The 21,959-nt window shown below is 71.6% G+C and carries 21 protein-coding genes and 2 tRNA genes; 6 read left to right on the top strand and 17 right to left on the bottom strand.

Features of this window, described 5'->3' with window-relative positions; all coding sequences use genetic code 11:
* Nucleotides 1-35: 35 nt before the first annotated feature.
* The 4 genes from BMZ30_RS01885 to BMZ30_RS01870 are packed head-to-tail and all read right to left on the bottom strand — an operon-like array spanning nucleotide 36 to nucleotide 5,021.
* On the bottom strand, nucleotides 36-1,298 hold the full coding sequence (locus BMZ30_RS01885; RefSeq protein ID WP_143073107.1) for a phosphotransferase: 1,263 nt from the start codon (nucleotides 1,296-1,298) through the stop codon (nucleotides 36-38).
* A gap of 47 nt (nucleotides 1,299-1,345) precedes the next feature.
* Nucleotides 1,346-2,491: a UDP-N-acetylmuramate dehydrogenase gene (locus tag BMZ30_RS01880; protein ID WP_093374536.1), complete on the bottom strand. Its 1,146-nt coding sequence runs from the start codon at nucleotides 2,489-2,491 to the stop codon at nucleotides 1,346-1,348.
* Nucleotides 2,488-3,702: an MFS transporter gene (locus tag BMZ30_RS01875; protein ID WP_093374534.1), complete on the bottom strand. Its 1,215-nt coding sequence runs from the start codon at nucleotides 3,700-3,702 to the stop codon at nucleotides 2,488-2,490. The genes BMZ30_RS01880 and BMZ30_RS01875 overlap by 4 nt, the downstream gene beginning before the upstream one ends.
* Nucleotides 3,699-5,021 (bottom strand): MFS transporter, encoded by a 1,323-nt coding sequence (locus BMZ30_RS01870; RefSeq protein WP_093374532.1) that lies wholly within the window; start codon nucleotides 5,019-5,021, stop codon nucleotides 3,699-3,701. Before BMZ30_RS01870 ends, BMZ30_RS01875 begins: the two co-directional genes overlap by 4 nt.
* Nucleotides 5,022-5,122: 101 nt before the next feature.
* On the opposite strand from BMZ30_RS01870, the gene BMZ30_RS01865 reads away from it, so the two are divergent.
* Nucleotides 5,123-6,181, top strand: a complete 1,059-nt coding sequence (locus tag BMZ30_RS01865; protein ID WP_093374530.1) for a LacI family DNA-binding transcriptional regulator — start codon at nucleotides 5,123-5,125, stop codon at nucleotides 6,179-6,181.
* A gap of 22 nt (nucleotides 6,182-6,203) precedes the next feature.
* Here BMZ30_RS01865 and BMZ30_RS01860 read toward each other — a convergent pair whose 3' ends face one another.
* From BMZ30_RS01860 to BMZ30_RS01830, 7 genes are all read right to left on the bottom strand, one after another.
* A complete protein-coding gene (locus BMZ30_RS01860) occupies nucleotides 6,204-6,641 on the bottom strand; it encodes a MaoC/PaaZ C-terminal domain-containing protein (RefSeq protein WP_093374528.1) in 438 nt (145 codons plus the stop codon).
* Complete coding sequence (locus tag BMZ30_RS01855) at nucleotides 6,638-7,132, bottom strand: FAS1-like dehydratase domain-containing protein (RefSeq protein ID WP_093374526.1); 495 nt, start codon at nucleotides 7,130-7,132, stop codon at nucleotides 6,638-6,640. The genes BMZ30_RS01860 and BMZ30_RS01855 overlap by 4 nt, the downstream gene beginning before the upstream one ends.
* A 22-nt stretch (nucleotides 7,133-7,154) precedes the next feature.
* Complete coding sequence (gene rpmG, locus BMZ30_RS01850; RefSeq protein ID WP_093374524.1) at nucleotides 7,155-7,325, bottom strand: 50S ribosomal protein L33; 171 nt, start codon at nucleotides 7,323-7,325, stop codon at nucleotides 7,155-7,157.
* Nucleotides 7,326-7,412: 87 nt separating this feature from the next.
* Nucleotides 7,413-7,489 (bottom strand) — tRNA-Met (locus tag BMZ30_RS01845).
* An 87-nt stretch (nucleotides 7,490-7,576) separates the two neighbouring features.
* Nucleotides 7,577-7,648: transfer RNA gene (locus BMZ30_RS01840), tRNA-Thr, on the bottom strand.
* A gap of 95 nt (nucleotides 7,649-7,743) precedes the next feature.
* Nucleotides 7,744-8,610: an MYG1 family protein gene (locus tag BMZ30_RS01835; protein WP_093374522.1), complete on the bottom strand. Its 867-nt coding sequence runs from the start codon at nucleotides 8,608-8,610 to the stop codon at nucleotides 7,744-7,746.
* A gap of 61 nt (nucleotides 8,611-8,671) precedes the next feature.
* The gene (locus tag BMZ30_RS01830) at nucleotides 8,672-10,360 is read right to left on the bottom strand and encodes a long-chain-fatty-acid--CoA ligase (RefSeq protein WP_093374520.1); all 1,689 of its coding nucleotides are present in this window, start codon (nucleotides 10,358-10,360) and stop codon (nucleotides 8,672-8,674) included.
* A gap of 72 nt (nucleotides 10,361-10,432) precedes the next feature.
* Here BMZ30_RS01830 and BMZ30_RS01825 point away from each other — a divergent pair, with 72 nt between their 5' ends.
* Nucleotides 10,433-11,185, top strand: coding sequence for a glycosyltransferase family 2 protein (locus BMZ30_RS01825; protein WP_229828319.1), 753 nt, complete (start codon nucleotides 10,433-10,435; stop codon nucleotides 11,183-11,185).
* A gap of 101 nt (nucleotides 11,186-11,286) precedes the next feature.
* Here the strand turns inward: BMZ30_RS01825 and BMZ30_RS01820 are convergent, their stop codons facing one another.
* A complete protein-coding gene (locus tag BMZ30_RS01820) occupies nucleotides 11,287-14,655 on the bottom strand; it encodes a DEAD/DEAH box helicase (protein ID WP_177191247.1) in 3,369 nt (1,122 codons plus the stop codon).
* Nucleotides 14,656-14,726: 71 nt separating this feature from the next.
* Nucleotides 14,727-15,497, bottom strand: a complete 771-nt coding sequence (locus BMZ30_RS01815; protein ID WP_093374516.1) for a DsbA family oxidoreductase — start codon at nucleotides 15,495-15,497, stop codon at nucleotides 14,727-14,729.
* A 65-nt stretch (nucleotides 15,498-15,562) separates the two neighbouring features.
* Between BMZ30_RS01815 and BMZ30_RS01810 the strand changes: the two genes are divergently transcribed.
* Nucleotides 15,563-16,072: a helix-turn-helix domain-containing protein gene (locus BMZ30_RS01810; protein ID WP_219810169.1), complete on the top strand. Its 510-nt coding sequence runs from the start codon at nucleotides 15,563-15,565 to the stop codon at nucleotides 16,070-16,072.
* Nucleotides 16,069-16,260: a HepT-like ribonuclease domain-containing protein gene (locus tag BMZ30_RS01805; protein ID WP_093374514.1), complete on the top strand. Its 192-nt coding sequence runs from the start codon at nucleotides 16,069-16,071 to the stop codon at nucleotides 16,258-16,260. The genes BMZ30_RS01810 and BMZ30_RS01805 overlap by 4 nt, the downstream gene beginning before the upstream one ends.
* A gap of 3 nt (nucleotides 16,261-16,263) precedes the next feature.
* Here the strand turns inward: BMZ30_RS01805 and BMZ30_RS13990 are convergent, their stop codons facing one another.
* Complete coding sequence (locus tag BMZ30_RS13990) at nucleotides 16,264-16,401, bottom strand: hypothetical protein (RefSeq protein ID WP_177191246.1); 138 nt, start codon at nucleotides 16,399-16,401, stop codon at nucleotides 16,264-16,266.
* Between the two features lie 80 nt (nucleotides 16,402-16,481).
* On the opposite strand from BMZ30_RS13990, the gene BMZ30_RS13985 reads away from it, so the two are divergent.
* Nucleotides 16,482-16,628, top strand: a complete 147-nt coding sequence (locus tag BMZ30_RS13985; RefSeq protein ID WP_373296809.1) for a hypothetical protein — start codon at nucleotides 16,482-16,484, stop codon at nucleotides 16,626-16,628.
* A 6-nt stretch (nucleotides 16,629-16,634) separates the two neighbouring features.
* Nucleotides 16,635-16,805: a fibronectin type III-like domain-contianing protein gene (locus tag BMZ30_RS13980; protein ID WP_373296810.1), complete on the top strand. Its 171-nt coding sequence runs from the start codon at nucleotides 16,635-16,637 to the stop codon at nucleotides 16,803-16,805.
* Nucleotides 16,806-17,023: 218 nt separating this feature from the next.
* On the opposite strand, the gene BMZ30_RS01795 is transcribed toward BMZ30_RS13980, so the two are convergent.
* The 3 genes from BMZ30_RS01795 to BMZ30_RS01785 form a co-directional block, all read right to left on the bottom strand.
* Complete coding sequence (locus BMZ30_RS01795) at nucleotides 17,024-17,398, bottom strand: hypothetical protein (RefSeq protein ID WP_143073106.1); 375 nt, start codon at nucleotides 17,396-17,398, stop codon at nucleotides 17,024-17,026.
* A gap of 77 nt (nucleotides 17,399-17,475) precedes the next feature.
* Entirely contained in the window at nucleotides 17,476-18,546 is a 1,071-nt protein-coding gene (locus tag BMZ30_RS01790; protein WP_093374510.1) for a hypothetical protein, read from the bottom strand.
* A 99-nt stretch (nucleotides 18,547-18,645) separates the two neighbouring features.
* Nucleotides 18,646-21,834, bottom strand: a complete 3,189-nt coding sequence (locus tag BMZ30_RS01785) for a type I restriction endonuclease subunit R (protein ID WP_093374508.1) — start codon at nucleotides 21,832-21,834, stop codon at nucleotides 18,646-18,648.
* Nucleotides 21,835-21,959: the final 125 nt, after the last annotated feature.

Raw genomic sequence — 21,959 nt, 5'->3', positions numbered from 1 at the left:
TCCTCTCACGTGGCCGCGAGGGCCGGTGATCCTCGTCACCGGGTGGCGTCCGCCATGAGCGCCTCGGCCACCGCCAGGCGCCCGAGGGCGTCCTTCATGCCACGCTCACCGTCCGGGATCGGCATGCTCGCCAGCAGCGAGAGCACCACCCCCGCGGCGCGCGCGCGCAGCGCCCGGGGCGGCACGACCTTGTCGAAAACCGCGAGCCAGGCCGTGATCGTCGCAGGGACGCGAGGGTAGACCTCGGGCGCGAGGCACGGCAGGACCGTGAGGTGGCCGATGAGGCACGCGAGGTCGTCCACGCGGCGACCCGGACCGATCGTGTCCACGTCCAGGAGCGCCGAGACGGTGCCGTTCGCCGTCAGGACGTTCGCCGCGTGAAAGTCCCCGTGGGTCGGGACCATCGGCCCCGCCGCCAGGCCGTTCACAGCCCGCTCGACGTCGCGCTGCAGCGCCCTGATGCGCGGGACCTCCCCCGGCAGCACGTTGCACGCCGCGTCGGCGTAGTGACGTGACCTCTCTGCCCACGGCCGCCGCAGCGGCAGCTCGAGCGCTCCGGGCTCGATCGCGTCGAGCGTGCGCAGCAGATCACGCGGATCGATCTCCGCTGCGCCGTCGCGTGCGAGCAGCTCCGGCAGCGGCTCGCCCTCGGCCTGCGGGAAGACGAGGACCGACTCCGGCCAGACGTCCAGCACAGGCGGGGCGCCGGCGGGCTCGGCGAAACGGTTCCGCGCGCGCAGCCCTTCCAACTGGTCGGGCCGCACGACCTTCAGGTAGAGGCGGCGCTGCCCGCTGGACACCGAGAGCACCGCGCGACGCATCGGCCGGTACCCGATGAGCTCGAGCACGACGTCACCGGGGTCCGCGTCGAGTCCGGTCCGGGCCGTCGCCACGTCGACGTCGGACGCGAGCGCGAGGCCGGGGAGCACGGGGTCCTCCGGGTGGCGCCACACGTGCAGCACCCGGTCGCCGCGCTCGAGGCGGACCACTCCCTCCCGCAGCAGCTCCGGGGCGACGTGCGCCGTCGTCGCCAGGAGGTACTCGGCCTGCTCCTCGCCGCCGGGGCCCCGCACCCGGGCGTCGTAGCCGATCGTGACGCCGGCACCGGGCCGGTGGTGCACCTCGTGCACGTCGGCCGCGGCGAGCCGCGCGCTGCTGGTGCGCAGGGCAGCGTCGAGCGCGTCGTGAGCCTCCGGCCCCGACAACCACGCGATGTCCGCGCTCTCCTGCTGGGCGCGCGCGACCTCCCGCCGGTCGCGCTGGCGCTCCCCCGTCATCTCCACCCGCTCAGTAGACACCGGGCGCAGCCCTTCTCACCAGCACCGGCGCGGGCGATCTTCCGCGCCTACAGCTCGACGCCGACGAGCACGGGCTCCGGCACCAGGGTCACGCCGAACCTGTCCCGCACGCCGTCCCGCACCGTTCGCGCCAGCGCGACGAGGTCGGACGCGCGCGCTCCCCCGCGGTTGGTGAGGGCGAGGGTGTGCTTGGACGAGAGCGCGGCCCGTGCGGCGGCGTCGACCGCATAGCCCCGCGTGAAGCCGGCCTGCTCGATCAGCCAGGCGGCGCTCGTCTTCACCACAGACTCGTCCACCGCGCCCAGGCTGGGGCCGGTCGTCGTCTCCGGGCGCACGCCGCGCACCGGGTACCGGGGCGCGCCGTCGGGCAGCACGGTGGCTGCGGGGACGACCGGGTTGGTGAAGAACGAGCCCGCGCTCCAGGTGTCGAGGTCGTCGGCGTCGAGCACCATGCCCTTGCTGCCGCGCAGCGCGAGGACGGCCTCGCGCACCTGCGACATGGGGGCACGCGCACCCAGGTCGACGCCCAGGGTCCGGGCGAGCTCGGCGTACCCGACCGGCGCGGAGAGCGAGCCCAGCCGCGCCTGGAACGCGACCTCGAGCACCACGTAGCGGGGCGTCGGGCGCCAGGTGCGGCCCTCGTCGTCGGCGACGTGGGTGCTGCGCTTGAGCACCGAGGTGCGGTAGCCGAACCCGAGCTCGGTGAGGGCCAGGAGACGGGTACGGCCCTCCGCACGGTCGTACACCCGGACGGACGAGATGACGCCCGAGACCTCCTGGCCATACGCGCCGACGTTCTGCACCGGCGACGCCCCGACGGTCCCGGGGATGCCCGAGAGCGCCTCGAGCCCGACCCAACCGTTCTCGACGGCCTCGGCGACGAGCTCGTCCCAGGAGTGCCCGGCGACGACGGAGAGGCTCGCTCCGCCGCACGAGTCCTGCGCCTCGACGCGCACCCCCGTGCGGGCGTCCTGGACCACGACGCCGTCGAAGCCGTCGTCCGAGACCAGCAGGTTCGAGCCGCCTCCGAGGACGAGCACCGGCTCGCCGGCCGCGTCCGCGGTGCGCACCGCGTCGACGAGCTCCGCCTCCGTCGCGGCACGGACGAGCTGGCGCGCCGGGCCACCGACGCGCAGCGTCGTGAGGTCGGCGAACGTGGTGGCGGTGTCGTGCGGTGCGGCGGTGTCGGTCACCGGTCCACCGTAGCCGGGCCCGCCTGCTCGCGGGCGGCGCCCGCGACGAGCAGCCCGAGCGCGATGGGCACGAGGATCACGAGGAGGGCGTGGCGGTAGCCCACGTGCTCGGCCAGCAGCCCGATCAAGGGCGGACCGACGAAGAACGCGGTGTAGCCGACTGTGGAGACCACGCTCACACGACCGGCCGCGCGCACGGGGTCGTCGGAGGCGGCGGACATCCCGACCGGGAAGCCGAGCGCCGCGCCCATGCCCCAGAGCACGACGCCCACGAGCGCGAGCGGCAGGTTCGGCACGAGCGCGAACAGGGCGAGCCCGACGAACGCGAGGCCGCCGGCCAGTCGCAGCACCGCGACGCGGCCGAGGCGGTCGAGCACGGCGGTGCCGACGAGCCGGGTTCCGGTCATCGCCACGAGGAAGACCGTCAGCCCGACGGCGCCGACGGCGTTGTCCTGGTCGAGCCCGTCGACCACCGCGAGCGAGATCCAGTCGTTGGCGGCGCCCTCGGTGAGCGCTGCGGCGAGCACCACCAGGCCGATGAGCAAGGTCCGGGGCTCGAGCCACGCGCTGAACACGCTCGTGCGCTCCCGGTCCTCGCCGGGCTGCGCCGACGGGAGCACGACCTCCTCGGGCAGAAAGCGGCGCACGGAGACGACGACGCCCACGAAGCTCGCGACGACGGCCACGGCGAGGTGGAGCGTGAGCGGGACCTCGAGCCACGCCATCGCCGCGCCGGCCCCGGCGCCGATGATCGTGCCGAGCGAGAACCCGGCGTGCAGCCGTGGCATGATCGAGCGGCCCAGCCGCTGCTCGACGACGGCGCCCTCGAGGTTCATCGCCGCGTCCCACACGCCGGTACCGGCGCCCGCGAGGAACAGAGCGATCCGCAGCGCGAGCGTGGAGTCCTGCTCGATCGCCGTCGCGGCGGCGAGGTAACCGACCACGTTCACGGCGGCGAACACGAGGACCGTGCGGCGCGCGCCGAGGCGCTGCATGATCCAGCCGGACATCGGCAGCGCGACCATGGACCCGACCGCGAGCGAGAGCAGCAGCACGCCCATCGCGGACTCCGAGAACTGCAGCGCATCCCGCAGGGCGGGCAGCCGCGACGCCCACGAGGCGAAGTTGAACCCGTTAAGGACGAAGATCGCGAACACGGCCCAGGCCGCGGTCTGGATCCGGGCGTGCGGGAGAGCGGCCGTGCTCGTCATGCGGGGGCTCCTTCGAGGTGTCGCTGCGCGGGCACGTCGTGACCGCCGTCGTCGTCGCTGCGTGCCCGTCCCGTGCGGACGACCGGCTCTCGCTCGGCCTGCCCGGCGACGGCGACGCTCACGACGAGGCCGGCGATGATCAGCGTCAGGGCGGTACGGGCTCCGACGACCTCCGCGACGAGGCCGAGCAGGGGCGGCGCCGCGAGGGACGCCATCGACGAGAACGCCGAGACGACCGAGACGCGTCCCGCGGCGCGGAGGGGGTCGTCCGAGGCCGCCGCGATGCCGATCGGGATCGCGAGGGCGGCGCCGAAGCCCCACAGGGCGACGCCGACGGCGGCAAGCTCGAGACGCGGGGCGAGGCCGAACAGCGCCAGCCCGAGGATCGAGACGAGGCCCGACCAGCGCAGCACGCGGACGCGCCCGTGCTTGTCGATGAGGCCGGTTCCCGCGATCCGGAAGACGGTCATCGAGCCGACGAACACCCCGAAGACGAGGGCACCGACCGCCTCGGTGCGGCCGAACCCGTCGACGACCGCGATCGCGAGCCAGTCGTTCGCCGCCCCCTCGGACAGGGCGGCGGACATGACGACGAGACCGAGCATGAGGGTGCGCCGCTCCCGCCATGCGCTGAGTGCCGAGCGCAGCCGCAGTCGCGCGCTCACGCGCTCGACGACGTCGGTGGGGCCTGCCGGGCTCAGGCGCGTGTCGAGCACGACGTGGGGCACGGCGACGAGCCGCCACACGAGGATGACGACGATGCTCGCCGCGTACTGGGCGGCCGCCGAGACGCCGCCCCAGGAGCACGCCGCGCCGACCAGCGTGCCGGCGAGGGCCCCGATGCTGAAGCAGGCGTGGAACTGCGGGATGACGGTCCGGCCCATGCGCCGCTCGATGCCCGCGGACTCGACGTTCAGCGGGACGTTGTTCAGCGCGAACGACGCGCCGTTGAGAAAGATCCCCGCGGCCACGAGCGGGAGCGAACCCAGGGCCACGCCGACGCTCAGCAGCGCGAAGGCGGCGACGAAGCCGACGGTCGCGGCGTGCAGCGTGCGCAGCCCGCCGAACCGCGCGAGGGCGGGCCCCGCGAGCGTGACGGTCACGAGCGACCCGCACGCGCCGACGAGCAGGACCACGCCGAGCTCGCCCGTGTCGAGGCCCAGCTGCTCGCGCACGGAAGGCAGCCGGGACAGCCAGCTCGAGACGACGATCCCCAGCAGCCCGAACAGCCCCATCAGCGTCCAGCGCGCCCGGGCGAGGGTCGCGGCGTCGACGGCGCCGTGCGGGTCCGTCGACCGGCGGTGCGTGTCCAGGGACATAGCGGCTCCAGGAGAAGGTGCGGGGGGTTCTCGAATCGATTCGACCGAGCGTGCCAAGTCTGCCGGTAGGCTGGCCCGGCAGTCAATCCCAGGGAGGCGATATGACCCGGCCCACGTTGTCCGACGTCGCGCGCCACGCTGGTGTCTCCGTATCGACGGCGTCCCTCGCCTTCTCGGGCGCCGGGCCGATCGCCGAGGCCACGCGCGCGCGGGTCCACACCGCCGCCGCCGAGCTCGGCTATGCCGGGCCCAACCCGCTGGGCCGGCAGCTGAGGTCCGGGCGCTCCGGCATCATCGGCGTCGTCGTCGGCGATCACCTCAAGCGCAGCTTCCGCGACCCCGTCTCCGTGCAGGTGCTCGACGGGCTGGTCTCGACGCTCGGCGCCGCCTCGCTCGGCGTCCTGCTCGTGCCGAGCGCCGGCTCGCAGATCGTCGACCCCCTGCTCGAGACCGCCGTGATGGACGTCGCGGTGCTCATCTGGGGCACCCACCGCGACGACCCCCGCGTGGCCACCCTGCGCCGGCGCGGCACGCCGTTCGTCGTCGGCGAGGGGATCCAGCTCGACGACGCTCCCGTGGTCGGCATCGACGACCGTGCCGGCGTCGCCGAGCTCGCCCGGCACCTCGCGAACCTCGGGCACCGACGCTTCGCCACCATCACGCTGCCGCTGAGCTCGCACCGGTGCTCCGGCTGGGTCGACACCGAGCGCCGCGCGATGGCGGACTGGACGCCGACCAAGCATCGCCTCGAGGGGCTCGAGGACGCGGGCGTCGACGTCGTCGCGACCTACGAGACGGAGGCGTCGCTCGTCGAGAACGGCCACGCCGCGATGCTCGCCCTCCTCGAGCGTTTCCCGGACCCCGCGACCCGCCCCACCGCCGTCGTCGCCCAGTCCGACCTCCTGGCCGCGGGCGCGATCCTCGCCGCGCGGGAACGCGGCGTGCGCGTGCCCGAGGACCTCTCCGTCGCCGGCTTCGACGGGCTCGACCTGCCCTGGCTGGGCAGCGACCGGCTCACCACGGTCCGCCAGCCGCTCGCCGAGAAGGGCGCGGCCATCGCGCGCGCCGTGCAGGCGCTGCTCGCCGGGGAGACACCCGAGAGCGTCGTGCTGCCGGTGGAGCTCGTGCTCGGGACCACCACGGCGCCACCGGCACCCTGATCGCACCCGGCGTCGCGGAGGCCTAGAGGCGGACGCGCACCTGCGCCTTGGTCAGCACGCGCTGCCCGTCGCACGTCGCGAGCAGGTCGATGCGGGCGACGCCGTGTGCGGCCTCGTCGTCCGCCGGCTCGAGCGCGCCGACCGTCGCCGTCACGGCGACCGTGACGTCCCCGGCAGCGGGAACGGGCACCGGCGCGGAGAAGCGGGTCTGGTAGTCCAGCACAGCGCCCGGGTCCCCCACCCAGTCGACGACGCTCGTGACGACGGCGCCCATCGTGAGCATCCCGTGGGCGATGACGCCGGGCAGCCCGACGCGGGTGGCGAACGCCTCGTCCCAGTGGATGGGGTTGAGGTCGCCGCTCGCCCCGGCGTACCGGACCAGGCGCGCGCGGTCGAGACGGACCTCGTGCGTACCGATCTGCTGGCCGACGACGAGGTCGGCGAGCTCGGGGCGGCTCATGCGTCGGCCCCCCGGATCGCCAGCGTCGAGGTGACCGTGGCGACGTGGTCGGTGAGCGACGTCACGTCCACGGGCGCGACGTCGTCGGGCAGCTCCGCAGGGAGCGCGTAGAGCTCGCAGCGGGTGGTGACCATGGCCAGACCCGAGCGCTCGATCACGCGGTCCACGTGCAGCACCGTGGTGATCCGGTCGCCGGCGACCAGCGGCCGGTGGTGCGTGAAGCGCTCGTCGGCGTGGACGACCCGCGAGAAGTCGATCCCGGCGTCCGGGTCCGTGATGAGCTGCGCCTCGGTGCGCTGCGCGATCACGACAGCGAAGGTCGGGGGTGCGACGACGTCCGGATAGCCCAAACCCCGCGCATGGGCCACATCGTGGTGCGCGGGGTGGGTGGAGCCGACGGCATCGGCGAACTCGCGGATCTTCTCGCGCCCCACGACGTACGGGGCGTCCGGAGCATACTGACGGCCCGCGTAGGCGGCGTTCAGCGGCACGATCAGCGAGTGCGGAGCTGGATCAGCGGGTCTCGCGGTGCGAGGTCTGCTTGCCGCAGCGCGGGCAGAACTTCGCGAGCTCGAGACGGTCCGGGTCGTTGCGGCGGTTCTTCTTGGTGATGTAGTTCCGCTCCTTGCAGTCCACGCATGCGAGCGTGATCTTCGGACGGACGTCCTGCGACTTGCTAGCCACGGTCTTGCCACCTCTCGCGCCCGCCGGGGGCGCATTGCCTACTGTGTGAGCACGCCGCCGGCCGACGTGCGTGACGAATGTCGTTCTTGGTAGCGGAGGCGGGGCTCGAACCCGCGACCTCACGATTATGAGTCGTGCGCTCTGACCAGCTGAGCTACCCCGCCGCGTTCGATGCCTGACGGCATCGCATCGATGTCGCGTCGAGACGCGCGAGAAGTATCCTCGCACGACCCGGCGTCGCGCACCAACAGAGCCCCCGATGGGAATCGGACCCATGACCTCAGTCTTACCAAGACTGCGCTCTACCACTGAGCTACGGGGGCAGCGCCGAGAACTTTACCTGCTGAGTGCCGGAGTTACGAAATCGGCACCCTGGTGCGGCTCCCGGGCCCTTGGCGGCGTCAGCGACGCCGCCCGGTCAGGCCTCGAGCGCCTGCCGGAGCAGCTCCTGGGCACCCTCGCGCGACTGCGCGGCGGCGATGAACCCACCCTTGTGGCAGAAGACCGCGTCGGCGACGCCCGTGAGCTCCGCGAGCTCGGCGCCCGTCCGCCCGCGCCAGGCCTCGGGCAGGAGCTTGCGCGAGCCGAACTCGGAGCCAGACGGCCGGACCGTCTGCAGGTTCCAGTTGCCCGTCGCGCCGGGGAACACCGTGAACAGCAGCTCCGGCTGGGCCGTCGCGGCTCCGCCGTGCGGCAGGAACTTGTCGAGCACCACGCTGCGCTTGTCCGGGCTCTCGCCGTAGAGGCGGACGAACTCCTTCTCCGCAGCGATCTCGGCCGCGTACCGCGCCTTGTACCGCGCGAGCAGGATCGTCGCGAGGTCCACCGCGTGGAAGAACTGCTCGTCGAAGTCCTCGCCGTCGCCGATCGGGTTGAGGAGCCCGAGGACCTGCGAGATGTCGATGGGGGCGACCCGGAAGTCGGTCGTCTGCGCGAGGGACTGGCCGTTGTCGACCGCGTCGATCGCCGAGACGAGGCGCGCGTCGATCTTGGTCCACACGTCCTTGTCGCCGTCGCAGTACTCGAGGCCGTAGTGCTGCCAGAGCAGGCCGAAGGCCGAGAACAGGATGCCGTTGGGGCGCGCCCCGGACGAGAGCTGGTGGTGGTCGAACCGGAGCGCCGCGACGTCGTAGACGCCCCCGACGTCGAGCACGAGGTCAGCCTCCGCGAGCACCCCCGGGTCGCGCGTGCGCACGACCTCCGCGTCCGGGAACAGGTGCCGGGTCAGGGCGACGCCGAAGACGTCGTCGGCGTGGAACTTGCCGTCGTGCGTTGCGATCTTCACGCCTCGAGCGTACGCACCCGAACGCGGGCGGGCAGAATCGCCGCCGCCCGCGAGGGGTCCGTCACAGCCGCGGCAGCACCTCGTCGCGGACCTGCTTCCGCAGGATCTTGCCGAGCAGCGACCGCGGCATGTCGTCGATCACGACCACCCGGCGCGGCACCTTGTACGCCGCCAGGAGCGCCCGGCAGTGCTCACGGACGGCGTCCTCGTCGAGCGTCGTGCCGGGCTCCAGCTCGACCGCGGCGACCACCATCTCGCCGCCGCGCTCGAGCGGCTTGCCCACGACGGCCGCGTCGACGACGTCGGGGTGCTGCCGCAGCACCGACTCGACCTCCGACGGGGAGACGTTGAAGCCGCCGGTGATGATGAGCTCCTTGGCGCGGTCCACGATCGTGGTGAAGCCGTGGGCGTCGACGGTGACGATGTCGCCCGTGCGCAGCCAGCCGTCGGGCAGCAAGGTCTTGGCGGTCTCCTCGGGGTTCTTCCAGTAGCCCTGGAACACCTGCGGCCCGTGCAGCAGCAGCTCGCCGGGCTCGCCCGGGGCCACCTCGCGGGTCGGGTCGTCGACGTCGACGACCTTCATCAGCGTCGAGGGGAAGGGGACGCCGATCGTGCCGTTGCGACGCGTGGGGTGGAACGGGTTGCCGAGCGCGACCGGCGAGGACTCGGTCATGCCGTACCCCTCGACGAGCAGGCCGCCGGACATCGACTCCCACAGCTCGACGACGTGGTCGGGCAGGTTCATCGCGCCGGAGATGCAGAACCGGCAGGACTTCAACGACACGCCCCGCTCCTTGGCCGCGAGCGCGGTGCGCTCGTAGATGGGCGGCACGGCGCAGTACACGGTGGCCGGGGACTTCTTCATCGCGTCGAGGATCATGCCGGGCTCGAACTTGGGGAACAGCACGAGCAGGCCCTGCTTGTGGATGCCGTACGTGAGGTAGAGCGTCATGCCGAAGGCGTGGAACATCGGCAGGATCGCGTAGAAGATCTCCTTGCGGTACTCCGCGCCGTGCATCCACGCCTCGCCCTGCAGGGCGTTCGCGTAGAGGTTGTAGTGCGTGAGCATGGCGCCCTTGGGGCGGCCCGTGGTGCCCGAGGTGTACTGGATGACCGCGAGGTCGTCGACGCCCGGCCGCGGGTGGCTCGTCGGCAGCGGAGCGTGGTCGAGCAGCGTCTCCCACGGGACCGTGCCGGGTGCGCTCGACGTCAGGGACGCCCGGGTCTCGCGCAGCTTCTTGATCGGCAGGCCGAGCGCGATCCGCTTGGCGGCGGGGAACGCCTTGAGCAGGTTCACCGAGACGACGTGGTCCAGCTTGACGTCCGCGGGGAAGGCCTGCACCGCGGCCGCCGCCTTGTCCCAGGTTATGACGACGCGGGCCTGGTGGTCCTCGAACTGGTGCCGCAGCTCGCGGGAGGTGTACAGCGGGTTGTGCTCGACGACGACGGCGCCCAGGCGCAGCACCGCGTAGAAGGCCACCACGTGCTGCGGGCAGTTGGGCAGGATCAGCGCCACGCGGTCCCCCGCGCGCACGCCGAGCCGCCGCAGCCCCTCGGCCGCGCGAGCCACCTGGTCGCCGAGATCCGTGTACGTGGTGCGACGCCCGAAGAACTCCGTCGCGGGATGGCTGCCACCCTCGGCCACGGCGTGCTCGAACATCGCGACGAGGGACTCGGTCGGGAGCTCGATCTCGGCCGGGACTCCCGGCTGGTAGTTCTTCACCCAGGGCTGCTGCTCGGTCTGCGTCATGGGTCCATCTTCCACCCTGCGAGCCGGCGCCCGGTGGGACCGGTAGCGTCGCGCAGGACGAAGGAGGAGGCCGTGATCCCGACCCCAGCGCCCACCGTCTCGGTGGTCATCCCGGCGCGCGACGACGCCCCCGCGCTCGACGCGTGCCTGCGGGCGCTGGCGGCGCAGACGCAGCCTCCGTTCGAGGTGGTCGTCGTCGACAACGCCTCGACCGACGACACGGCCGCCGTCGCGCTGCGCCACGGGGCACGGGTGGTCCGCGAGGACCAGGTGGGCATCCCGGCGGCCGCGTCGACCGGGTACGACGCGGCCCGCGGTGACGTGATCGCGCGCCTCGACGCCGACTCGCTCGTCCCTCCCGACTGGGTCGCGAAGGTGAGCCGCGCGATGGCGGACCCGACCGTGGACGCCGTGACCGGCGTCGGGCACTTCTACGACCTGCCGCGCGGGCTGGGGCGTCCCCTGGCCGCGCTCTACCTCGGCTCCTACTTCGTGCTCTGCCATGCCGCGCTGGGGCACCCGGCGCTGTGGGGCTCGGCGATGGCTGTCCGCAGGGAGGTCTGGGCGCAGGTTCGCGACCAGGTCCACCGCGAGGACCCCGAGGTGCACGACGACCTCGCCCTGTCCTTCGCCCTGGGCCCGCGGCGACGCACGGTGCTCGACCGGAGCCTCGCCGTCGGCGCCTCGGGGCGGTGCTTGCGCGGGTGGGCCCAGACCCGGAGGCGGTTCCGGCGCGCGTTCCGGACGCTGCGGCTCGGTTGGGCGGTCTCGCCCCCGTGGGAGCGGTGGCAGACGGCGCTCTCCTCCGGGCGCCGCCCGGCCTGATCGCCGCCGCGCACCTCGCCCCCCCGGTGAGTGCGTGACTCTGGCGGTGTTTTCGGCCCGAGACACCGCCAAAATCACGCACTCAGCGGGGTGTGCGGGGGTCAGGTCAGGAGCTGGGTGACGTCTTCTGCCGTGAGGCCTGCGCCGCCCGCCGCGCCGCCGTCGAGCACGCTCGAGAAGAGGGCCGACTTGGAGGCCTTGAGCGCCATGACCTTCTCCTCGATCGTCTGCGTCGCGACCATGCGGTAGACCATGACGTTGCGCTTCTGGCCGATCCGGTGGGCGCGGTCGACCGCCTGCGCCTCGGCAGCCGGGTTCCACCACGGGTCCAGCAGGATGCAGTAGTCCGCCGCGGTGAGGTTGAGCCCGAACCCGCCGGCCTTGAGGCTGATGAGGAACACGTTGGCCTCGCCCGACGTGAAGCGCGCGATCGCCTCGGCGCGCTTGCGGGTGCGCCCGTCCAGGTAGGCGTACCCGACGGCGTCGGCGTCCAGCCGGTCCCGCACGCGCTTCAGGAACTGCGTGAACTGGGAGAAGATCAGCACGCTGTGGCCCTCGGCGAGGATGTCCTCGAGCATCTCGAACAGCACGTCGATCTTCGACGACGGCACCCCCGCGTGGGCCTCGTCGACCAGACTCACGTCGAGGCTCGCCTGCCGCAGCACCGACAGCGACCGGAACACCTCGAACCGGCGGTCCGCGAACTCGTCCATGATGCCGAGCACCTTGGTCCGCTCGCGCTGCAGGTACTGGTCGTAGATCTTGCGGTGCCGCGAGTTCAGCGTGACCTCGGTGACCTGCTCCTGCTTGACCGGGAGGTCGGTGGCGACCTCCTCCTTGGTCCGGCGCACCATGAACGGCGCGATCCGACGACGGAGCTGGTCGAGCCGGGCGTCGTCGTGCTCCTTCTCGATCGGCTTGGCGTAGTAGTCCGCGAACCGTCGCGGGCTCGGGAACAGGCCGGGACTGGTGATCGAGAGGATCGACCACAGCTCCATCAGGTTGTTCTCGAGCGGCGTGCCGGTCATCGCGATCTTCACCGGCGCGTCCAGGCGGCGCGCGCACTGGTACGCGACCGACTGGTGGTTCTTCACGAACTGCGCCTCGTCGAGGATCAGCGTGGACCACTCGAGCTCTGCGTAGGCGTCGAACTCGAGCCTGAACAGCGCATACGACGTGACGACGACGTCGGCGCCCCGCACGGCGTCGGCGAGCGGGGTCCGGCGGCGCGCCCGGGTCTCGGCGATCGCTGTCGCGGCCAGGTCCGGGGTGAAGACCTTGGCCTCGGCGACCCAGTTCCCGACGACGCTCGTCGGCGCGACGACGAGCACCGGCGCGGCCACGCGTCCCTCCGCGAGCGCCTGGTCGCGGGTGTGCTGGATCAGCGCGAGGCCCTGCAGGGTCTTGCCCAGGCCCATGTCGTCCGCGAGGACCCCGCCGAGTCGGTGGGCGTGCAGGAACGCGAGCCAGTCGAAGCCGGTCTGCTGGTAGGGGCGCAGCTCGGCGCGCAGGCTCGGTGGCTGCGGCACGGAGGCGACCGTCCCGCCGCCCGCGAGCGCACCGACCGCGGACCGCCAGTCGTCGGCCTGCGACCCGACGAGGCCCAGGCCCTCGAGCTCGTCGAACAGGCCCGCCTGGAACCGGTTGACGCGCAGCGTGCCGCCCATCGTGTCCTGCAGGGCGCGAGCCTCCTCGATGAGCTCGCGCAGGCGCGTGAAGCGCTCGTCCTCGAGGGAGAAGTGGCGCCCGTCGACCAGCAGCAGGTACGTCTCGCCGCGCGCGAGGGCGCGGAAGATCTCGCCGAACGGGATGGTCTGCTCGCCCGAGCGCACGGTGACGGCGAGGTCGAACCAGTCGCGGTCACCCTCGCGCGCGAGGGTGGAGACGCTGACCTCGATGTCCTCGACGAGGCGGTACTCGACGTCGTCCGGGGCGTCGTCGGCGACCGTCACAGTGACGCCGAGGTCCGGGCCGGCGTCGGCGAGGGCCTGCAGCGCGGGGAGCTCGTCGGTGAAAAACGCCGCGGTGTCGAGCCCTTCGAGCGTCAGTCGTGCCCGACCCGAGGTGAGCGCGTCGCGCAGGCGCGGCACGTCGTCGGACACGCGCGCCAGCAGCGCTCGCTCTGCGGCGGTGTCGCGCAGGAGGTCGTCGGTCGGGCTGCCGAGGGGGACGGTGAGCAGGGGCTCATCGCCCTCGGCTGCGACGTAGCGCCACTGCCAGGCCAGGTGCGTACGGTGGCCGGCCTCGCGAGCGACGGCGAGCCAGAGCACCGGACGCGGGGGCGCCGGCGCGTCGATCGACGGGTCGATGCGGAGCTCGTCGACGCGTCCGCGCAGGGCCGGCAGGGCACGCACGAGGAAGCGCTGCTCGTCAGGCGCGGGGACGACGAGCGGGCCGTCGCGCCGCAGCAGCGCCTCGACCGTCGCGTCGGGGGGCGTGGCGAACCGCACGAGGGTGATCGGGCTCTCGACGGCGCGGCCGACGTCGCCCGACCAGACGAACGCGCCCGCGGGTGCCGGTCCGAGGAGGGAGAGGTGCTCGCGCGTGAGGATTCCGTCCCCGCGCACGTCACGCAGGGCGAGACCGCCGCCGACGTCGACGGTCGCCGTGAGCGCGAGTCCGTCGCCCGAGCGCGTGAGGTCCAGCCGCGTCCGGGCCGGCTCGGTCACGTACGTCACCTCGCGCTGGTCCTTGTCGGAGCCGACGATCGGCAGGCCGGCGCGCTGGGCCTCGTCGAGGACGCCGAACAGCGCGGTGCCGGGCATGTCGTCCGCGTACAGGTAGCGCGGCTGGCTGTAGGCGGTCTCCGAGCGGGCGAGCGCGCGGATGGTGCGCAGCAGGTCGACGTGGGCCTCGGGGAAGCGGTCGGCGTAGTGGTAGCGGTTGGCCACGCGGTCCCAGCCCATGCCGGTGCGCACCCAGCGGCCCTTGGAGCCGAGCGTGACGGGACGCATGCCCAGGCGCGGGCCCTCGGCCACGCGGGTGCCCCGCCCGTACCGGCCAGGCTCGGCGGCGGCGAGGACCTCGAGCTGGAGCGCGACGGGCGTCGTCTGGAGCTCGCGGGCGCGCCCGAAGGGCCGCGGGAGGTCCGACGTCGGGGCCGGCGCTGCCTCGGCCGGGGCGAGGAGCGCCGAGAGCTCGGTCTCCCACTCCGACTCCGCGGGCCGGTTCCCGCCCGCGCGGGCGGTCTGCCGGTCGATGTAGGACAGCAGGGTCGCCGCGACGTGCTTGCAGTCGAGCTGCACCGGGCACGAGCACTGGCCGAACCGCGGTACGGCGTCCGAACCCGGGCCGGTCATGTGCACGACGCTTACGTAGTGCTTGCCGCCCGAGCCGCGCACCTGGCCGACGATCGTCGAGCCCTCGGCGTTGTGCGCAACCGAGGCCACGTTCCCCCGCGTCGCGTACTCGAGCCCGCGCTCGAACGTCACTCGTCCGACGAGGCGGGAGACGTCGTCGGGAGTGAGCACGGCGACCATTCAAGCATCCGCGGCTGACGCCGCCCGCGCGGGCTGTGCGTGCGGCGCCCCCGGCGCTGGGCTCAGCGGGACGGGACGGCGCAGGTGCCGTCCGCGCAGAGGTCGTCGTCGACGTCGTGGCTGTGGTCATGTTCCGCGTGGTCCGCGTGGTCGTGCCCAGCGCCCGAGGTCGCCTCCGGCGTGACGAGCGAGCCGCGCTCCGCGAGCGCCTGGGCGAACACCGACGCGAGGACGCTTGGCTCCTGCGCGCCGGAGACGCCGTAGCGGCCGTCGATCACGAAGAACGGCACGCCGTTGATCCCGTAGGCGCGGGCCTGGGCCATGTCGGCGGCGACGTCGTCGGCGTGGTCGCCGGCCTCGAGGGCCGTGCGGACCTCGGCGCCGTCCAGGCCGACCTCCTCAGCGAGCCGGACGAGCTCGTCGAGGCGCCCCACGGGAACGCCCTCGGTGAAGTACGCCTTGAGCAGGCGCTCCTTCATCTCGTACTGCAGCCCCTTGACCTTGGCGTGGTGCAGCAGCTCGTGAGCCTTGAGGGTCTTGGTGTGCCGGACCGCCGGGTAGTCGAACGCGAGGTCCTCGCCCGCGGCGATCTGCGTGACCTGGGCGAACATCTGCTCGGCCTGCGCCGGAGAGACCCCCTTGCGCTCCGAGAAGAACTGGGCGATCGGGCCCTCGAAGTCGTGCGGGGTGTCCGGGGCGAGCTCGAACGAGTGGTACTCGACGTCGATGTCTGCCTCCGTGAGCGTGATCGCCTTCTCCAGGCGGCGCTTGCCGATGTAGCACCACGGGCAGGCGATGTCGGACCACACGTCGACCTTGATACGGGGGTTCATGGTGGGTGCAACGCTGCGCGACGACACCTATTCCACCGTCATACCTGTACCAGTATGATCGTGTCATGGACACCGCAGCACTGATTCGGGACGCCCGATCGCGGGCAGGCATGAGCCAGGGCACGCTCGCCCGTCGCGCAGGTACATCGCAGCCCGCGATCTCTCGCTACGAAGCAGGTGTCGCCTCACCGTCCGTCGAGACACTGGACCGACTGTTCGCCGCGATGGGCTTCGGCCTCGAACTGACAGTTCGCCCGCAGGCCAGATCACTCGACGTACGGAGCGAACGCATGGCCAAGCTGCGTCGCCACCGGCGGGCGATTCTCGCCGCAGCGCACCGGCACGGTGCTGCGAACCTCGCGGTCTTCGGATCGGTGGCCGCGGGGACCGACGGCCCGACGTCAGACATCGATCTGCTCGTCGACATCGACGTACGTACGCGCGGCCTGATGCCGATCCTCGAGCTGCAGGACGAGCTGGAGACGCTGCTCCGGGAGAAGGTCGACGTCGCCCCGCGTAGCGCGCTGGCCCTGCACGTGGCGGCACGGGCTCTCACCGAAGCAGTGCCGCTGTGAAGGCGCTGTCGGATGGCCTCACGGCCGTGCACGACGACGTCCCGTGGCGAAATATCGCGCGCATGAGGGATCTCATCGGTCACCTTCACTACAAGCTGGACGCCGACATCGTCTGGGCCACTGTCGGGGAGCCGCTCGAGCAGCTGCGCGGAGCCGCTGAGCAAATCAGGCGCGAACTCGAAGGCTGACGCTTAGCCAGCGACGTACGGGTGGATCTGGCGATCACGCTCGACCCTGGCCTTCAGAGCGTCCGGCTCGACGCCCAGTTCGAGGGCGAGCCAGATCCGGAAGACGAGGACGCTCTCGCGCCACCGATTCGCTAGATCCACCGGGTCAGGGAGCGTCCTGTTCGCATGCTTCACGGCGTTGTACGCATCGGCGGTAGCGGCCGCCCACGCGGCACCGTTGAATGGGAGCACTGTTCGGCGAGGGCCGCTCCCACACGACGGTCGAGTACTCCGACCTCGTCGTCGAGACACCGGTCGTGACTGCTACCGACGACGGGCGTGCGCGGGTGACGAACACCGGGGAGCGACCCGCGCTCGAGACGATCTAGGTATATGTGTCCGACGTCGTCACGTCGGTGAGGTGGGCGGACAAGGAGCTCAAGGGCTACCGCCAGGTGTCGGTCGCTCCGGGCGAGTCGGTACACGTCGAGCTCGAGATCCCGGCGTCGGCGTGCACGATCGTCGACGCCGCCGGCCGACGAATCGTCGAGCCGGGCGCGTTCTAGCTGCTCGTCGGCCGTCGTCCCGAGACGAGGTGCTGCTGCGCGCCGACTTCACGGTGACGTAGTCACGCGACGAGGACCTCCCGCCCAGCACCCCAGCTGGGCGGGCCGCGTCCGGCCGCGTCCGGGCCGCGACTTCGTCAGTTCGGTCGCGACTTCGTCGGTTGGAGCCGACGAAGTCGCGCACCAGCTGACGAAGTCGCGGGCACCGCGGGTGTCCGTCAGTTCGGAGTCTCGCCCGTCAGGTCGTCGTCGGAGAGCTCTTCGTCGCTGTGGACGGTCTTGGGAGCCTGCGAGGGGGGAACTGCCGGCTTCGACGGGGCAGGCACCCCGAGCCCTGCATCTTCGAGGGAGTCGTGAAGCAGCGAGCGAAACCGCTCACCCGCGTCGTGCATCGCCTGCCCGTAGGCCAGTTGTGCTGCAGCGCCGCCGGCGGCTCCGGCTCGGTGGTAACCGCCCCACACCTCCACCGTCGTGTATTCGCCGCCGCTGGGGTCGATGCGCAGCACCCAGAACGTGTCTCCAGACTTACGCACCGTCCAGTAGGTGCCGTCAGCGGTGTAATTGCGATAGCCCGTGGGGCGAAGTGACGTCATTGGCCCAGCATGGCAGCGCTCGGACTATTTGCCCAGGGTCGAGCGATCGCCGCACCGTGCGCGTCTGCTGACGCCGCTCAGTACCGCCTCGGGTCCTGCGGCCCGAGCGGTCCTGCGACGAAGATCCCGAACCTGGTTTCGCAACCGTCACAGTGCCATCGCGGGTTCACCACTCCCATGACGCATCCACCCATGACCCACCGTTCTGGGTCGGGCGGGACGGTGAGAAGTCCGTATTGGATGCCGCGCACGTCGTCCGATCCGCACTGCGGGCACCGCGGCCACAGCAGCGCTCTCCTGAAGTCCTCGAGCGAGGTGCTGTGCGACAACCGGTGGCAGCGAACGCAGAGTGCAGCGGCATCGTCGACCTGGTCTTGGATATCGAGCTGTATGTCGCGAAGCTCACCTCGGAAGTAGTGCAGTTCCCAAGAATCCAACTCGACATCACACATGGCGCAGGTGAGCGCCTCTTCGGGCGTTGCGCGCTGCAGCACCACCGCAACATCGACGGCGGTCGCGGGCTCGGCTGCTCGACAGTCCCCGGCAACGAGAAAGAACCCGCCGGGCCGCTCAATCTCGTCTGCAAGGGCGGCAAGGAGTGCTCTCGCCGCGCGCACCGGGACGCGCTGTGAGCCGTCTGGCAGGTCCACGTCTGCCCGCTCGCAGAGTTGCCGCCACGACAGCGGACGCACGAGTGGGAGGCGCTCATCGCCTGCTTCCAGCGCAGCCACAACCGGCGGGTTCGAGGCCAGTATGCGCATCACCACGTCACCGTCCCGTTCGCGCTCCGCAGCGCCAAGGCTGTCGTCAGGGTCGTCCAGAGCGAGAGCCAGTGCCGCGTGAGGCCAGTCGTCGTGCCAGACGACGTGGAGCGAACGCCCTGGGGCCATCTCGAAACCGGAAGGAAGCGTCGGCGAGGCCACGAGTCGCGGCTCGTAGGCCTGCGGATCGTCTTCGGCCTCTTCTTCGGCTGTGACACGCGCGCCGATGATGGCGTCGATGATCTCGTTGCGCGTCAACTCCCGAAGCTCTTCTTGGGCGTAGCCCACCCCGGTCGTCACAGCGAGAGAGATGAGCGCTTGGCGGTCGAGCCTGTCGAGGGCCGGGTCGAAAGGGTACAGGCGGGGCACCACGTATTCGTTCTGCACGGTCTTCCTCCAAGTTCGGAGCCTTCAGCCGACGTTACGTTCGACGTCCGAGGCCATCGATCAGTTGCGGGCCGACAACCGCGTCCGCCCGTTGATTCATCACGCCACCATCCGGTGCGCCATCGTCTCCATCTGCTCCATGACCAGCTTGATCGCCCCGGGCTGCTTGTCCGGCGGGTAGTCGTACTTCACGAGCAGGCGCTTGATCGACGACCGGAGCTTGGCCTTGACATCGTCGCGGACCGTCCAGTCCGTCTTGACGTCGCGGCGCATCACGGCGACGAGCTCACGGGCGATCTGCGCGAGCACGTCCGTGCCCTGCACGTCGACCGCGGACTCGTTGGCCGCGACCGCGTCGTAGAAGGCGAGCTGGTCCTCGTCGAGCGGTGGGTCGAATGTCTTGCCGCGGTCGGCCTCGTGGGCGATCTCCTTGGCGAGCTCGATCATGGCGGCGATGACTTCTGCGGAGGTCAGCTGCTGGTTCGTGTACCGGGTCATCAGCTCGACCAGCCGGTCGGAGAACGCACGCTGGCGCACCAGGTTGTGCCGCGTGACGGACCGGGACTCCTCCATGACGAGCTTGCGCAGCGCCTCGATCGCTAGGTGTGGGTGCTCGGCGCTCTGGGTGCGCGCCAGGAAGTCGGGCGTGAGCTCGCTGAGGGACGGCCGGGGCATCCCTGCCGCGCCGTAGATGTCGAGCACCTCGCTCGAGACGACGGCACCTGCGACGAGCTGGTTCAGCAGCCGCTGCACCTCGTCGGGGATGGGTTCGCCGCGGGCCTGGCGGTCCTCGGCGTCCCACTTGCCCATCCACACGCGCACCTCTTCGTAGAACTGCACCTCGGGGCGCAGCGGCGCGAGCTCGTCTGCGCGCCCGGCAATGGCCCAGGCGCGCGCGAGCTGGCCCGCGAGACGGCGGAACTGAGCGCCGAGCGTCTCGTCGTCGCCCGTGACCTTGTTGCCCGGCGTCGCGGGGTCGCGCAGGTAGTTGACCGTCGAGTTCACGGCCGAGATGAAGGCGCGCGGGCCGGGTCGCGCGGCCCGGGCCCGCCAGTCGTGCCCGGCCAGGACCTCGCGCACCCGCCCGAGGAGCTCCTCGGTCAGCGCGACCGCGTCGTCCACGGACCGCCCGATGGGCTTGGTCTCCTGATCGGTCGCGGTGTACTCCGCGAGCGCGTTCGCGAGGTTGTCGGCGAGCGGCGCATAGGCGACGAGCAGGCCGTCCTGCTTGCCGCGGAACGTGCGGTTGACCCGGGCGAGGGTCTGCATGAGGAGCGCGCCCTTGAGAGGGCGGTCCAGGTAGATCGTGTGCAGGGGCGGCGCGTCGAACCCGGTGAGCATCATGTCCTTGACGATCACGATCTCGAGCTCGTCGTCGGGGTCCTTGAGCCGGGCCTTGACGGTGGCGTTGGCCGAGTCGCGCCGCACATGCGCGGAGACCGGGGGCACGTCGGAGGCCGTCCCGGAGTAGACGACCTTGATGCGCCCCTCCGACAGCTCGTCGGAGTGCCAGTCGGGGCGCAGGGAGATGATCGCGTCGTAGAGCCGCGCGCAGATCTCTCGCGTGGCGCCGACGATCATCGCCTTTCCCGGCACGGACGGTCGCTCGGTGGTGCCCAGCACGCGCGCCATGTCGCTCCGCCGGGACTCCCAGTGCTCGACGACGTCCGCGGCGAGCATGGCGATGCGCTCCGGGGCGCCGTAGACGGCGTTGATGACCGCGACGGACTGCTCGAGGCGTTCGCGCTCGACGTCGTCGAGCCCGGCGGTGACCTCGTCGGCAGCGGCGTCGATGACGTCCTCGCTGACGCCCGCGGCCATCTGCACCTTGACGAGCCGGCTCTCAAAGTAGACGGGAACGGTGGCCCCGTCCTCGACGGCGCGGGTGAGGTCGTAGATGTCGATGTAGTCCCCGAACACGTCGCGCGTGTTGCGGTCCGCGAAGGAGATGGGCGTGCCGGTGAACGCGATCAGGGTGGCGTGCGGAAGGGCGTCACGCAGGTGCCGCGCGTAGCCGTCGAGGTCGTCGTAGTGGCTGCGGTGGGCCTCGTCGACGATCACGATGATGTTGGACCGCTCCGACAGCAGCGGGTGGTCGGCGCCGGCTTCCCGCTCGGCCTGGCTGCGCCCGAACTTCTGCAGGGTGGTGAAGTACAGGCCACCGGACGCGCGGCCGCTGAGCTCGCTGCGCAGCTCCTCGCGGCGGCGCACACGCTGGGGGGCCTCGGGGATGAGCAGGCTCTGGCTGAACGTCTCGAAGAGCTGGCCGTCGAGCTCGTTGCGGTCGGTGACGACCACGATGGTCGGGTTCTTGAGCTTGGGGTGGCGCATGACGTGGGCGGCGTACAGCTCCATCTCCATGGACTTGCCCGAGCCCTGGGTGTGCCAGACGACGCCGGCCTTGCCGTTGGTCTCGACCGCCTGGACCGTGGTGCCGACGGCCTTGGTGACGGCGAAGTACTGGTGGGGCTTGGCGATGCGCTTGGCGAGCCCGGCCTCGCCCTCGTCGAAGGCCACGAAGCCGCGCAGGATCTGCAGGAACCGCTCCTGGTTGAACAGGCCGTGCAGGGCGAGGTCCAGGGCGGTCTCGCCCTCGGCCATCGTGGCCGACGTCGCGACCTCGCCCTCGTCGGTCACGTTCCACGGCGCGAAGTGGTGCAGCGGCGTGAAGGGCGTGCCGTACTTGGCGGAGATGCCGTCGGAGGCGAGGACGAGCACGGCGAACCGGAACGCGAGGGGGAACTCGCGCACGTAGGTCTGCAGCTGGGCGTGAGCGGCGGTGACGTCGGCGCGCGCGGCGCCGGCGCGCTTGAGCTCGATGATCGCCACGGGCAGCCCGTTGAGGTAGAGGACGACGTCGAAGCGCCGCTCGTAGTCGCCGCGGATCACGGTGACCTGGTTGACGGCGAGCCAGGAATTCTCGCTGGGTTCCGCGCTGACCAGCCGGATGGTCGGGGTCTGCTGCTGGCCGGCGTCGTCGATGTAGCTCAGGCCACGGAAACCCTCGGTGAGGAAGCCGTGCAGCCGCTGGTTCTCTGCGATGGCGTCCTGCGACGCCGGGGCGAGGACCATGGCGAGGGCCTGGTCGAGGTAGTCGCGCGGGACGGCCGGATTGAGCGCGCGCATGGCTGCCCGCAGGCGGGACGGGATGACGAGCTCGTCCCACGTCTCCCGCTCCCCGGTCCCCGGGGCAATCGCAGCGCCGGGCACGGGCTCCCACATCAGTGGCTCGGCCAGCACCTCGAGGGCGAGCTGCTCCCAGGCGTCCTCGTTCAGAGCTGCACTCATGATGTCTCCTTCGACGCGGGTCTGGTCCAGTGGTCGCGGCGTTCTTGGCTCACCCAGGAGTCGGGCATGGCGGCCAAAGCGTGCGCACGAAGACGTGGCATCGGACTTCTGCTCTTAACCTGCGA

This window comes from Flavimobilis marinus (genome assembly GCF_900113055.1).
Classification (GTDB): Bacteria; Actinomycetota; Actinomycetes; order Actinomycetales; family Cellulomonadaceae; genus Flavimobilis; species Flavimobilis marinus.
Note: the sequence above shows the minus strand (reverse complement) of the source record. Positions and strands in the feature narration are given on the sequence as shown.